Consider the following 14,021-nt stretch of genomic DNA (forward strand, 5'->3'; position numbering starts at 1 on the left):
GAACATTTTGGCCGATTCCATTGCCTGAGGCCCGTCGTGAACGTAAAGTGGTTCGGATAGCGGCCGAGTGTCCACATGGCGAACACTCAGAATGCGAATACACGTAACTCCAACGTGAGGAACAACCGATGCTCCAACTACCGCCCGACTTCACCGTCACCGGCGAAGCGAACCGGCCGTACCGCGACCAGTCCGGCGTCAACGCACCCCGCGACTTCGCCGAGTACCGCACCACCACGCTCAGGCACCCGAAGCAGCCGCTCACGCTTCTACCTCAGCGCCTGACCGAGATCACCGGCCCCGTTCTCGGCGAAGGCCGTGTCACCGCGGCGGATGCAGACCTCACGCTCGCGAACGGCGGTGAAGCCCAGGGCCAGCGCATCATCGTCCATGGGCGCGTCCTCGACAGTGACGGGCGAGCAGTACCGAACACACTCGTCGAGGTGTGGCAGGCGAACGCGGGCGGACGGTACCGCCACGCAGGCGACACCTGGCCCGCGCCACTGGATCCGCACTTCGACGGCGTCGGCCGAGTACTCACCGACGCCACGGGCAACTACCGATTCACGACGATCAAACCCGGCGCGTACCCGTGGGGCAATCACCACAACGCGTGGCGACCGGCGCACATTCACTTCTCGCTCTTCGGTCAGGCGTTCACGCAACGCCTCGTCACGCAGATGTACTTCCCGGAAGACCCGATGTTCTTCCAGGATCCCATCTTCAACTCGGCCCCCGAAGAGGCAAGGGGTCGCATGATCAGCGCGTTCGACTACGAAACCACACAGGACAACTGGGCCCTGGGCTTCCGCTTCGACATCGTCCTGCGCGGCCGCAACGCAACTCCGTTCGAAGGTGACGACCACGATGACTGACTTCGCTCCGAGATACCCCGTCACCCCGGGGATCGACTTCACGAAGGTGGCGTTCGGGCAGACACCATCGCAGACCGTCGGACCGTACCTCCACATCGGACTGCCCTGGCCCGACGGCCCTGATGTGGTACCCAGCGGAACAGAAGGTTCCATCGACATCACTGTCACCGTCTACGACGGACATCGAACCCCCATTGCCGACGCCATGATCGAGACCTGGCAAGCCGACGCTGCCGGACGTTTCGACCACCCGAACGACCCGCGGGGCCGTGCGGAACCGACGCCGGCGCGCTTCCGTGGATTCGGCCGCGCAGTGGCGGATTCCACCGGAACCTCGACCGTGCACACCGTCAAACCCGGCCCGCTCCCCGCCGAGGACGGATCGATCGAGGCCCCGCATATCGATGTCGGCATCTTCGCCCGCGGCATGCTGGAGCGGCTGGTCACCCGGATCTACTTTCCCGACGAGACCGAACGGAACTTCTCGGACCCAGTGCTGTCCGGAATGGACCCGCGGCAACGCGAGAAGCTGATCGCACGCGCAACACCCACCGGCTACCACCTCGATGTGGTAGTCCAGGACAGTGACCCGAACGGCGACGAAACTCCGTTCTTCGATCTGTGACGAACGAAAGCGATCGATGACGAACACCCGCGGATCCCTGTTCGACCCCACGTTCGGCAGCGGCGACGCTGCAGCACTCCTATCCGATCAGGCCTGGGTCACGGCGATGCTCGACGTGGAGGCCGCGTTGTCACGGGCTGCGGCACACCACGGTCTGGTCGACGCAGCGCATGCCGAGATCGTCTCCACTGTGTCATCCGAGCTCGGCATGCCTGGCGTCGTCGATCTCGCCGAGCTGGGCGCACGCTCGGCTGTCGGCGGGAACCCCGTCATCCCACTCGTGGACATCCTTCGACGAGCGGTCGCGCCACGTGGCGTCCCAGGCAACGCCGTCCACCCGGGGGCGACGAGTCAGGACATCGTCGACTCCGCGCTGATGCTCCTCACACAGAGATCGCTGACGGCGATTCGATCCTCGATCGGCGGCGCGATCACTGCGGGCGCGCACCTCGCTCGGGTGCACCGGGACACCCCGATTGCCGGGCGCACCCTCGGTCAACAAGCTCTGCCGACGACATTCGGTGCCGTCGTGGCCGGCTGGGTGGCAGGCTTGGCGCGAGCCGACGATATGCTCGCACGGGCAGAGGGTTCGCTCGCGATTCAGTTCGGCGGCGCCGCAGGGACTTCGGCGGTTCTGTTCCCCTACGGCCCGAAGGTTGCCGACACGCTGGCGGATGAACTGGGCCTTGCACATCAGGGGGTTCCCTGGCACACCGAGCGCACCCGGATGGGCGAGGTCGCAGGCGCCCTCGGCGTAGTGGCCGGAGCAATCGCAAAGCCCGCCCTCGACATCACTCTCCTGGCCTCGACCGAAGTCGGCGAAGTCGAAGAAGCCGCCCCCGGCGGATCCTCGGCTATGCCACACAAACGAAACCCGGTCGCGGCCATCACTGCACGCGCCGCCGTCAAGCGCGTCCCCGGTCTCGTCGCCACCATGCTGAGCTCGATGGAGCACGAGCACCAACGTGCGGCAGGCGCGTGGCATGCGGAGTGGGAAACCCTCACCGATCTACTCCGACTCGTCGCCGGTGGCGCCCACCAGGTGGCCGTCAGCATCGCCGGGCTGAAGGTGCATGTCGACGCCATGGCCCGAAATCTCGACATCACCCACGGACTCCTGCTGGCCGAGCGCGTCACCACCGCACTGTCCGATCACACCGACTCCGCCCGCGAGATCGTCACGGTCGCATGTGCATCGGGTTCCCCTCTCGACGAGGACCCCTCGATCACCGAGTTTCTCGATCCCGACGTGGTTCGGGAACTTCTCGATCCCGCACAGTATCTGGGCCACGCAGGCGACATCGTCGACCGCGTAGTTGCCGACGTCCACGCTCGAAGCGAAGGAAGATCATGACCGTCGAACTGTCCTACGACCTGGTACCCGGCCCCTCGGGTGACACCACCGTCGTGCTGATCGGATCGCTCGGGTCGGAACGCTCGATGTGGGATCCACAAATCCCGGGACTCTCCGACGTAGCGGATGTCATCGCGGTCGATCTACGCGGGCATGGAAAATCACCGGTTCCGCAAGGCCCGTACTCCGTAGCGGACATGGCCGAAGACGTTCTTGCCGTGCTCGACTCGCTCGGTCGCGATCGCGTGCACCTCGTCGGACTTTCGCTCGGCGGCGCGATCGCTCAGTGGATCGCCGTGCATCGACCTGCCCGCGCACTCACACTCACGCTGCTGTGCACGTCGGCTCGCTTCGGCGAATCGCAGGCATGGCTCGACCGCGCTGCAGCGGTCCGCGCCGACGGCACCGAATCGCTGGCCGATGCCGTTCTCTCCCGCTGGTTCACGCCCGAACTGATATCGCGCGACACCGAACTCGCGGCGCGACACCGGGCGATGATCAGCGCGACTCCCGACGAGGGCTATGCCGCGTCGTGTGAAGCGTTGTCGCAGTGGGACAACAGAGCCGACCTGGGCCGAATCAGCGTTCCGACTCTGGTCGTCGCCGGCGAGCAGGATCCTGCAACGACGCCCGCCGACATGGCAATCATTGCCGACGGTATCGCGAGGTCACGCTTTCACGTTCTGCCCGAGGCCGCACATCTCGCCAACGTCGAACAGGCAGGTCGCATCACCGAGCTCATCGTCGAGATGATCACGGGCAGTGTGTACGACGCAGGTCGACAGGCCGCACACGATGCGGGCATGGCCGTACGTCGGTCGGTACTCGGCGACGCCCACGTCGAGCGCAGCATCGCGCGCACTACTGAGTTCACCGCACCGTTCCAGGATTTCATCACGCGGACGGCCTGGGGTGACGTGTGGACCCGCGAAGGACTCGATCACCGCACCCGACGATTGCTCACCCTGGCGATTCTGACCGCGGTAGGCAACCAGCACGAACTGGACATGCATATACGTGCAGCTCTGCGAGCGGGACTGGACCCCAACGAGATGGCCGAGGTGTTCCTCCATACCGCTGTGTACGCGGGTGTCCCCAACAGCAATGCCGCGTTCGCGATGGCCGACGTCGCCCTGACCGAAACCCTGCCAACCGAGACCGTGCGATCGGAGACCTCATGAGCGAACGGCTCGCACCCGACCAGCGGGACCCGTCACCTGACTATGTCCAGTCGTTGGCACGCGGTCTCGCGGTCATCAGGGCCTTCGACGCCGAACACCCCCGTCGAACGCTCTCCGACGTTGCCAAGACGACCGATCTGACCCGCGCGACTGCACGACGCTTCCTGCTGACGTTGGTCGAACTCGGGTACGTCCGAAGCGACGGATCCATGTTCTGGTTGACTCCACGTGTCCTCGAACTCGGCTACAGCTACCTGTCGTCCCTGACCCTGCCGGATGTCGCAGGTCCACACCTCGAATCCCTGGCGGAACAGGTCCGCGAGTCGTCTTCGGTGTCGATCCTCGACGGCGACGACGTCGTGTACGTCGCGCGAGTTCCTGTCAGCAGAATCATGACCGTGGCAATCACCATCGGAACTCGGTTCCCGGCGTACGCGACGTCGATGGGACGCGTTCTGCTTGCAGGGTTGTCCCCGGAGAAGCTCGAGGACTACCTCGGCCGCGTCGAGCTCGCAGCCCTCACCGGGAAGACGATCACCGACCCGGCATCGCTTCGCTCGGAACTGGATGACGTACGCGCACAGGGATACTGCCTCGTAGACCAAGAACTCGAGGAGGGGCTGAGATCGATCGCGGCCCCGATTCGCGACCACACGGGCGAGGTCGTGGCCGCCGCCAACGTGTCGACGCAGGCCGCGCGGCACAGTGCCGACGCGGTGCGCGAACATCTGCTGCCCGCGCTTCTGCGGGCGAGCAGCGCAATCGAAACGGACCTCGATCGCGTGCACTCGCAATCGACCGACCACAAAGGAAGTCTCCATGCCTGACGCCGTCATCTGTGAGCCGCTACGGACGCCTATCGGGCGTTTCGGCGGGGTGTTCCGCGACATCACGCCCGAGGCGCTCGCCGCAACCGTCATCACCGAACTCGTTGCACGCACCGGAATTTCCAGTTCCGACATCGACGACGTCATCCTCGGCCAGGCGTCACCGAACGGCGACGCGCCCGCCATCGGCCGCGTCGCTGCCCTCGACGCCGGTCTCGGCGTCGAAGTGCCGGGCCAACAGATCGATCGTCGCTGCGGGTCCGGCCTGCAGGCGGTGCTCCAAGCATGCATGCAGGTGCAGTCCGGCGGCAACGACCTGGTTCTGGCCGGTGGTGTCGAAAGCATGAGTCAGGCCGAGTTCTACGCAACCGGAATGCGCTGGGGCGTCAAGGCCGAGGCCGTCGCGCTGTCGGATCGCCTCGCTCGCGCCCGAGTCACCGCCGGCGGCAAGAACTATCCGGTACCCGGCGGCATGATCGAGACCGCGGAGAACCTGCGCGCCGAGTTCTCCATCAGCCGGGCCGATCAAGACGCGCTCGCAGTCCAGTCCCACCAGAAAGCCGTGACGGCCCAGAAAAACGGTGTTTTCGCCGAGGAGATCGTCGGCGTCTCGGTCCCCCAGCGCAGATCCGACCCTCTGATCATCGACACCGACGAACACCCCCGAGCCGACACCAGCGTCGACACCCTGTCGAAGCTGCGGGCTATTCGCGCGAAGATCGATCCCGAGTCCACGGTCACCGCCGGCAATGCCAGCGGACAGAACGACGGCGCGGCTCTGGCGATCGTGACTACTCCCGAAAAGGCAGCCGAACTCGGATTGCGACCGATCGCCAAGCTCGTCAGCTGGGCAGTTGCCGGCGTTCCGCCACGCACCATGGGTATCGGACCGGTCCCCGCGAGCGAGAAAGCGCTCGGTCGCGCCGGCCTCACACTCACCGACATGGACGTCATCGAACTCAACGAGGCGTTCGCTGCTCAGACTCTCGCGGTGCTGCGCACGTGGGGCATCGACCCCGACGATTCTCGTCTGAACCCCAACGGCTCCGGGATCTCGCTGGGACACCCGGTCGGAGCCACCGGCGGCCGGATACTCGCGACGCTGCTGCGCGAAATGAGGCGTCGGGACGCGCGCTATGGATTGGAAACGATGTGCATCGGCGGTGGCCAGGGACTCGCTGCCGTCTTCGAAAACCTAGGCAGCGGAACGACCTAGCGAGATCCGCACTAGGTCGTGCGGTCGACGTGGCCGAGATCGCGCTCCGGCGCGACTCGGTCACGTACCAGCTGCTTCAACACGGTGATCTCGGGAAAGCCGCCGCGCTGCTTGCGGTCCCAGATCATCTCACCGTCGACCTCGATGCGGAAGACGCCTCCCGTGCCCGGGATCAACGCGACTTCGGACAACTCCTGTCCGAACGTGTTGAGCAGTTCCTGAGCCATCCATCCTGCTCGCAGCAGCCACTGGCATTGCGTGCAGTACTCGATGGTGATGCGGTTCGGCGAGGTCATAGTCCGAGATTCTGCCCGGTGTTCGCGACGCTCGCGCTACGGCTGCAGCTGGGCCGCAAGCCGAACGGCCGAGTTCACCTCGCCGTAGCCGAAGTATCCGCCGCGCCTCTCGCACACCTCGAAGAACAGGTCCTGCCCCACCACAGGTGTGAAGAAGTGCAGAAATTCCCCGCCGGACCCGTCTGCGTCGTAGAGAATTCCGTAGGTCTTCAGCAACGCGAGTAGTCCGACATCCAGATCGAACCGCGCTGCCAGGTCGTCGTAGTAGTTCGACGAAATCTCCAGCGGACGGAATCCGCGTGCAACCATTCGTTTCGCCGCAGCGACGATGTCCGCACATCCGAACGCCACATGGCTGACGCCGCCGCGCCTGGCTGCCGGGAGCGGATCAGTCCCGGACGAGCGGCCGGGAACCATGTTGAGCGAGATTCTGATCGTGCCGTGCCCGGTCGCCAGTGTCAGCGCCTGGCTTCGTATCGAGCCCACGGCGTCGACGACATCCTGACCTTCGTGCGGAGTCATTCCGAACACCGACCGCAGCAACAGCATGATGCCGTCCCAACTGTCTGCGGGTACCGCGAGCGCGATGTGATCGACGGCGCCGACTATCGGACTCTCTGTCGGGAGGTCACTCCGGGGAACCAGGTCGAAGGCGGACTGCCATGCACCCGCGCTCGCCCGCGTACGGAGATCCAACGACGTCGCGTCGGTCACGTTCATCCTGACCACGTCGTGCCGACTGTCCTGGACTCCCGGCATCGATACCGAGTCCGCCGGGACCCCGAAAGCCCGTGCACGCGTCTGCCATTGCTCTGGGTCGTCGCTGCGCACGCCGATCTGCGCGAGGGCCGGCAGATGAGCCGGAACTCCGGGTGCCGTCCACAAGCTGTCGACGGTCGTGTCCACGGCGATCGCGAGTGGGCCCTGGGTGTAGAGCTGCAGACCGTGTTCGCTGTGCGCGGCGGTCATCTCGAATCCGAGGTGTCGCACCGTCTGTCCCAGCTCGTGGGCGCGAGAGGGGCCTGCCGCGATCCGAAGCGAGACGATGTTCTCGATGGGTCCGGGCGCCGGGGCCTCGAACAGAGTCTCAGGTCGGTCCGACTGCCGCACCGAGACCTGCTCCTGGAGGTACAGCAGCGATCGGTGCGCATCGGCGGCGGTCCTTCCCGTTGCCGACTCACGGAAGACGTCGTTGAAGATTTCCAGTGACCACGGGCCGTCGTATCCCGATTCGACGACGTGCGCACCGAATGCGGTCAGATCGAAGTTGCCTTGACCGGGAAAGCAACGATGGTGCCGGGACCACTGCAGCACATCCATGACGAGATGCGGGGCGTCGGCGAGTTGAAGGAAGAAGATCTTCTCACCGGGGATCTTCGCGATGCCCGACGGATCGTCACCGCGCGAGAGTATGTGGAAGCTGTCGAGGCAGGTTCCGAACGATGGGTGGCCGACCTGCTCGACGATTTCCCACGCGTGCCGGTAGGTCGAGACATGCGTGCCCCATGCCAACGCTTCGTAGGCCAACCGCATACCGCGTGACTGCGCAAGTTCAGCGGCTCCGGACATCTGCTGCACCAGACGATCGTCGTCGGTCACGGCCCCGTGCAACGGTGAGGAGCACACGAGCAGCAGGTCGCACCCGAGGCTCTCCATGACGTCGAATTTGCGTTGCAAGCGAACGAGATTGCGCTGATAGCGGGATTCGTCGGCGCTGTCGAGATCACGAAACGGCTGATACAGATCGATGGACAGACCAAGATCCGCGGCCTGCGCGGCAATGTCCGAAGGCCGGTACGGAGAACTGACAAGGTCCGGTTCGAAGAGTTCGAAACCGTCGAATCCGGCCTCGGAAATCGCCGTCATCTTCTCCCGAAGCGATCCGCTCAACGAGACCGTCGCCACCGACGTCCGAATCACGAGAGTGCACCGGCGAGGGAAGTCGTGTCCTCGCGACCGATCAACTCCTGCATATGCGCCGACATGCGGACCGCGTCGGCCGGCCGACCGGTGAATATCTCGAAGGCGTCCGCGGCCTGGTGCACGGCCATTCCCGTTCCGCTCAACGTCCGGCACCCACGGGATTCGGCCGCGCTCAACAGTTCCGTCTTCGCCGGTCGGTACACGACCTCAGCGACCCAGGTCTGGGGTCGAAGCAACGACGGGTCGAATGCAACACCCGGATGCGCGATCATCCCGACCGGTGTTGCGTGTACGACTCCGTCGGCCGCGGCAAGCACACCGGCGATATCGGCCGGACCCGCCGCCGCGAACTCGGTGGCCGGAAACATCGATTCGAGGCTGCGCGCGGCCGACCGTGCCCGGCCTGGGTCGGCATCGATGACGGTCAGCGTGCGAACGCCCTTGCTGGCCAGCGCATATGCCACTGCGGCTCCGGCTCCGCCCGCCCCGATCTGAACGACCTGTTCCATCCGGACACCTGCCAACCCGAGCTCGAAGCTTCGTCCGAAGCCGGACCAGTCGGTGTTGTGGCCGATCTTCTTCCCCCGGTCGAACAACACGGTGTTGACCGCTCCGAGCTTGGCAGCGTCATCCGACAGCTCGTCGAGAACGTCGATGACCGATTGCTTGAAGGGGTGCGTGATGTTGAGGCCGCGGAACCCGAGGTCAGCTGCAGTGTCCACCAACCGAGGAAGATCGTCCACCGTCAGCGCCAGCGCCTCGATGTCGACGATCCGATACACGTAGCGCAGTCCCTGAGCAGCACCTTCTCGCTCGTGCATAGCCGGGGTCAGTGACTTTCCGATGCCTGTGCCGATCAGGCCGCAGACCAACGATTCGTCCACGCAGGACTCCCTCTGTGTGCTGTGAATTCACAATGTACGAACTAGTGAGTTAGTGCACAGTACCTCGCGGGAGCCGTTCACCCAACCGTTTCCAACGTCCGATCCGCAGATAGAGTGCTGTTTCATGACACGCCCGCGTCCTCAGAAGCCGTCCGAGCAGGGCGGCAACACCGAGGACACCGGCAAGCGCCGACGCAACAGCGATCTCACCCGCCACAACATCCTCGAAGTGGCGACGAGCGAGTTCGCCGACAAGGGGTACTCCGGCGCCAGGGTCGACGAAATCGCCGCGCGAACCCACACCACCAAGCGAATGATCTACTACTACTTCACCGACAAAGAAGGGCTGTACCAGGCAGTTCTCGAACGCTCGTACAGCCAGATTCGCGATCGTGAACGCGAGCTCGACACGGAGGGGCTGACCCCCACCGAGGCGATACGGGCGATCGCCTCGCTGACGTTCGACCACCACGAGCACAACCCGGACTTCATCCGCCTCGTCTCCACCGAGAACATCCTCCGCGGTGAGCACATCCGCAAATCCGAGGCCCTGAGCAACCTCGGCAACCCCGCCGCGGAACTGCTCGAATCCATTCTGACCCGAGGACAAGCCGAAGGGCTGTTCCGCACGGACGTAGACGCCCTCGACGTTCACATGGCCATCAGCAGCTTCTGCGTCTTCCGCCTATCCAATCGCTACACCTTTCAAGCACTGTTCGGGCGCGACCTGACCGACCCCGCACACCGGGAGCACCTTCGGACGATGTTGGGCGAGATGATCATCGCGTTTCTGACGTCGACCGCTCCCCTGCCTTCCTGACACGTCACCTTCCCGACGCGCCACCGTCCTGACGGACCGGTGTCCCGACGCGTGGTTGCCCGGTGGCCGGAACCCAGCGCGCCGAAGAAATTGTCGACTGGACCTCTTTGGGGCTTGACACGTGGCCCCGGTCACGTTCAATATCTACTCACACCGCGTTTTAACCATTTAGTACATTACGGTCCGGCCCGAGATCACCTCGGCTCGTCGACCTGGTGTCCACCTCCCCGATCACGCGAAGAGAGATCCGAAGATGACCGATCCTGCGACGCCCCAGCCGCACCACAACGGTGCACGGGCCACCGCCAATCCGAAGCGCGCCGCAACGGCAGCCTGGGTCGGCAGTGCGCTCGAGTACTACGACTTCTTCATCTACGGAACAGCGGCAGCCCTCGTCTTCGGTCGGGTGTTCTTCCCTGGATCCAACGCTGCGACCGGCACCCTCCTGGCGCTCGCGACGTTCGGTGTCGGCTACCTTGCGCGCCCGCTCGGCGCGCTGGTACTCGGCCACATCGGCGATCAATACGGGCGCAAGAGAGTGCTCGTCGCGACAGTTCTCCTGATGGGCGTCGCGACACTCGGCGTCGGACTACTGCCCTCGTACGACAGCATCGGAATCGCCGCGCCGATCATTCTCGTCTTTCTGCGCCTCTGCCAGGGCTTCTCGGCAGGCGGAGAGCAAGCGGGCGCCAATTCCATGACGCTCGAACACAGCCCGGACAACCGTCGCGCGTTCTTCACCAGCTTCACCCTCAGCGGAACCCAGGGCGGTCAGATCCTGGCGACCGCAGTCTTCCTTCCTGTTGCCATGCTTCCCGAAGAGCAGCTACTGACATGGGGCTGGCGAATTCCGTTCTTCCTCAGTGCATTCGTCGTTCTCGCCGCATTCCTCATTCGCCGCTCGCTCGACGAGACCCCGGTTTTCGAGGAAGAACTCGCCGCGGGAGAGCAGCCGAAGATGCCCCTGTCGACTCTGCTCACCGATCATTGGCGTTCGGTGCTCCGCGTCGTGTTCGCAGCCGTGATCGCCTCGGTCAGCACGATATTCAGCGTCTATGCTCTGTCCTACGCAGTCAATACCGTCGGCTTGGATCGCACTCCGATGCTGTGGGTCGGCGTTCTCGCCAACGTGGCCGCACTCTTCGCGCTTCCGTTCTTCGGTGCCCTGTCCGATCGCATCGGTCGCAAGCCGGTCTTCATCTTCGGCTCCACCGGATGTGCACTTCTGATGTTCGGTTACCTGTGGTCCATCTCGACGGGCAACTACCTTCTGATCTTCGCTTTCGGCATCGTCATGTTCGGTATCGTCCACAGCGCGACGGGCGGCGTCTGGCCGGCGTTCTACGGCGAGATGTTCCCTGCCAAGGTCCGACTGTCAGGCACTGCCATCGGAACGCAGATCGGTTTCGCCATAGCCGGATTCGCTCCCACCATCGCCAGCGCCATCGCCGGTGACGGCATCGGAGCATGGTTTCCCGTGGCGATCATCACCGCAGTGTTCTGTGCCATCAACATCACGATCGTCGCCACCTCACGTGAAACGTTCCGCGTTCCGACCGAAAAGCTAGGGCTCACCAAGAAGGAAGAAGCGGCCGTTCGTGCGACGGTCTGACACCCCAACATGACGGACAACCACACCGTTCCGACGGCGGCCGCGATCCGGCCGCCGTCGGATGAGTGCTTCACGGTCTACGCTCTGCACTACGCATCTCGAACAGCGAAGCGCGAGCAGCACTTCCACTACTGCGACGGACGCGGACACGAACCTCACCCCACCGCCTACTACGTGTGGCTGGCGGTGTCGAAGACCCACACCGTGTTGATCGATGCCGGTCTCGCCCCTGATACAGCCGCGAACATGGACGGTCTCGAGTATCACGGATCTCCCACGGAACTCATTGCGGCTCTTGGCATCTCTCCGGAGCAGATCGACCTTGCAGTCCTGACCCACCTCCACTACGACCACACCGGAATTGTCGCCGACCTCCCCCGTGCACAGTACGTTGTCCAAGCCGAGGAGCTACGCTACTGGACCGGGCCCCTCGCTCGCCGGAACGTCAGGGAGCAGTGGCTCAGCTCGACGAAGGACGTTTCGCACATCCGGTCGGTCGGCCGCCGCCTCCGACTCGTCGAGGGCGACGAGGAGCTGTTGCCCGGTCTGTCGGTGCACCTCGTCGGCGGGCACACCGCGGGCATGCAAGTGGTGCGGATCAAGACTGTGGACGGCCACGTGGTGATCGCGTCGGACGCGAGTCACTACTACGAAAACATCGAAGACGATTCACCGTTCGCGATACTGCACGACGTTCCTGGGATGTATTTCGCGTTCGACCGGATCAACGAGCTCGCGGACGGTCCACACCTGGTGGTTCCAGGGCACGACCCCGAAGTGGCCCGTCGGCACGTCCCCGTGACAACAGTCCCCCGCGCCCACGCCATCGTGATCGCATGACTCTCGGCCGTCGACCGCAAAAAGGCCCGGTCATCGACTTCGATGACCGGGCCTTTTCGTTTTGCCTTTGTACTACGCCGACTTGTCTCGACGCTCCGGACGCTCGGGCTTCCGCGGAACGATCGTGGGCAACACGTTGTCGTTGACGGTCTCCGATGTCACGACGACCTTGGCCACGTCGTCGCGGCTCGGGATGTCGAACATCACCGGGTTGAGAACCTCTTCGAGGATCGCGCGGAGACCACGAGCACCAGTGCCACGAAGAATTGCTTGGTCGGCGATGGCCTCCAGCGCATCCTTGGTGAACTCGAGCTCGACGTTGTCCATCTCGAACAACCGGCTGTACTGCTTGACCAGTGCGTTCTTCGGTTCGGACAGGATTGTGACCAGTGATTCCTTGTCCAGATTGGTCACCGACGCGACAACCGGCAGACGACCGATGAACTCCGGGATCAGGCCGAACTTGATCAGATCTTCCGGCATGACCTCGGCAAAGTGGTCCTGCGTGTCGATTTCCGCCTTGGACCTGACCTCGGCACCGAATCCGAGCCCACGCTTGCCGACGCGATCGGACACGATCTTCTCGAGCCCGGCGAAGGCGCCGGCAACGATGAAGAGCACGTTCGTCGTGTCGATCTGGATGAACTCTTGATGCGGATGCTTACGGCCACCCTGAGGCGGGACGCTTGCCTGGGTGCCTTCGAGAATCTTCAGCAGCGCCTGCTGTACACCCTCACCGGAGACGTCGCGGGTGATGGACGGGTTCTCGCTCTTGCGAGCGATCTTGTCGACCTCGTCGATGTAGATGATGCCGGTTTCGGCGCGCTTGACGTCGTAGTCCGCAGCTTGAATGAGCTTCAGAAGGATGTTCTCGACGTCCTCACCGACATACCCGGCCTCGGTCAACGCGGTGGCGTCGGCGATCGCGAACGGGACGTTGAGCATCTTGGCCAGCGTCTGCGCGAGGTAGGTCTTGCCGCAACCGGTCGGTCCGAGCATAAGGATGTTCGACTTCGCGAGCTCGACGGTTTCCCCGCGGGCGTCCCGTGCCTTGTCCCCTGCTTGAATGCGCTTGTAATGGTTGTAGACGGCCACGGCCAGCGTCCGCTTGGCGGTGTCCTGCCCGATCACGTAGTTCTCGAGAAAATCCCTGATCTCGGACGGCTTCGGCAGATCGTCGAGTTTGACCTCGCTCGACTCCGCGAGCTCCTCCTCGATGATCTCGTTGCACAGGTCGATGCACTCGTCGCAGATGTACACACCTGGACCTGCAATGAGCTTCTTCACCTGCTTTTGGCTCTTGCCGCAGAACGAGCACTTCAGCAGATCGCCACCGTCACCGATGCGTGCCATGTTCGAGGTTCCTACTTCCTTGTCCGCGTCTGGTCGACGGACACCCTGCAGATGCCAATACAACCGTGAGCAACTTCTCGATCGACAGCGTTCGAGTCCTGATGCGACCGTACCCGTGTTCCGCAGAACCGGGCGAGTTGTTTCCGGTGATTCGCCGCCCGAATTCTTGACTATTCGAGCCCGGTCACCGAACTACGCCGCCATGGTCGCTCCGA

At 64.0% G+C, this 14,021-nt stretch carries 13 protein-coding genes; 9 read left to right on the top strand and 4 right to left on the bottom strand.

Translation table 11 applies throughout. From position 1 onward, the window contains the following. Positions 1 to 128: 128 nt before the first annotated feature. From pcaH to ACODSO_RS03060, 6 genes are read left to right on the top strand one after another with little or no spacing between them, the layout of a single operon-like run. Complete coding sequence (pcaH, locus tag ACODSO_RS03035; RefSeq protein WP_489034929.1) at positions 129 to 875, top strand: protocatechuate 3,4-dioxygenase subunit beta; 747 nt, start codon at positions 129 to 131, stop codon at positions 873 to 875. Continuing rightward, positions 868 to 1,500, top strand: coding sequence for a protocatechuate 3,4-dioxygenase subunit alpha (pcaG, locus tag ACODSO_RS03040; RefSeq protein WP_489034931.1), 633 nt, complete (start codon positions 868 to 870; stop codon positions 1,498 to 1,500). The genes pcaH and pcaG overlap by 8 nt, the downstream gene beginning before the upstream one ends. Before the next feature lie 16 nt (positions 1,501 to 1,516). Further along, positions 1,517 to 2,854 (top strand): class-II fumarase/aspartase family protein, encoded by a 1,338-nt coding sequence (locus ACODSO_RS03045; RefSeq protein ID WP_489034932.1) that lies wholly within the window; start codon positions 1,517 to 1,519, stop codon positions 2,852 to 2,854. After that, the gene (gene pcaDC, locus ACODSO_RS03050) at positions 2,851 to 4,035 is read left to right on the top strand and encodes a bifunctional 3-oxoadipate enol-lactonase/4-carboxymuconolactone decarboxylase PcaDC (RefSeq protein ID WP_489034934.1); all 1,185 of its coding nucleotides are present in this window, start codon (positions 2,851 to 2,853) and stop codon (positions 4,033 to 4,035) included. The genes ACODSO_RS03045 and pcaDC overlap by 4 nt, the downstream gene beginning before the upstream one ends. Beyond that, complete coding sequence (locus ACODSO_RS03055; RefSeq protein WP_489034936.1) at positions 4,032 to 4,862, top strand: IclR family transcriptional regulator; 831 nt, start codon at positions 4,032 to 4,034, stop codon at positions 4,860 to 4,862. Before pcaDC ends, ACODSO_RS03055 begins: the two co-directional genes overlap by 4 nt. Then, positions 4,855 to 6,078 (top strand): acetyl-CoA C-acetyltransferase, encoded by a 1,224-nt coding sequence (locus ACODSO_RS03060; protein WP_489034937.1) that lies wholly within the window; start codon positions 4,855 to 4,857, stop codon positions 6,076 to 6,078. The genes ACODSO_RS03055 and ACODSO_RS03060 overlap by 8 nt, the downstream gene beginning before the upstream one ends. Positions 6,079 to 6,089: 11 nt before the next feature. On the opposite strand, the gene ACODSO_RS03065 is transcribed toward ACODSO_RS03060, so the two are convergent. The 3 genes from ACODSO_RS03065 to ACODSO_RS03075 are packed head-to-tail and all read right to left on the bottom strand — an operon-like array spanning position 6,090 to position 9,181. Beyond that, positions 6,090 to 6,374, bottom strand: a complete 285-nt coding sequence (locus tag ACODSO_RS03065; protein WP_489034939.1) for an Rdx family protein — start codon at positions 6,372 to 6,374, stop codon at positions 6,090 to 6,092. Between the two features lie 36 nt (positions 6,375 to 6,410). Beyond that, entirely contained in the window at positions 6,411 to 8,240 is a 1,830-nt protein-coding gene (locus ACODSO_RS03070; RefSeq protein WP_489035109.1) for a sugar phosphate isomerase/epimerase and 4-hydroxyphenylpyruvate domain-containing protein, read from the bottom strand. 50 nt (positions 8,241 to 8,290) lie between these two features. After that, positions 8,291 to 9,181: a shikimate dehydrogenase gene (locus ACODSO_RS03075; RefSeq protein ID WP_489034941.1), complete on the bottom strand. Its 891-nt coding sequence runs from the start codon at positions 9,179 to 9,181 to the stop codon at positions 8,291 to 8,293. A gap of 124 nt (positions 9,182 to 9,305) precedes the next feature. On the opposite strand from ACODSO_RS03075, the gene ACODSO_RS03080 reads away from it, so the two are divergent. From ACODSO_RS03080 to ACODSO_RS03090, 3 genes are all read left to right on the top strand, one after another. Then, positions 9,306 to 10,001 (top strand): TetR/AcrR family transcriptional regulator, encoded by a 696-nt coding sequence (locus ACODSO_RS03080; protein ID WP_489034943.1) that lies wholly within the window; start codon positions 9,306 to 9,308, stop codon positions 9,999 to 10,001. Positions 10,002 to 10,254: 253 nt separating this feature from the next. Beyond that, entirely contained in the window at positions 10,255 to 11,613 is a 1,359-nt protein-coding gene (locus ACODSO_RS03085) for an MFS transporter (protein WP_489034945.1), read from the top strand. Between the two features lie 9 nt (positions 11,614 to 11,622). Beyond that, positions 11,623 to 12,453: an N-acyl homoserine lactonase family protein gene (locus tag ACODSO_RS03090; protein ID WP_489034946.1), complete on the top strand. Its 831-nt coding sequence runs from the start codon at positions 11,623 to 11,625 to the stop codon at positions 12,451 to 12,453. 72 nt (positions 12,454 to 12,525) lie between these two features. On the opposite strand, the gene clpX is transcribed toward ACODSO_RS03090, so the two are convergent. Next, positions 12,526 to 13,806: an ATP-dependent Clp protease ATP-binding subunit ClpX gene (gene clpX, locus ACODSO_RS03095; RefSeq protein ID WP_068378592.1), complete on the bottom strand. Its 1,281-nt coding sequence runs from the start codon at positions 13,804 to 13,806 to the stop codon at positions 12,526 to 12,528. Positions 13,807 to 14,021: the final 215 nt, after the last annotated feature.

It is taken from the genome of Rhodococcus sp. FG69, from assembly GCF_057808915.1.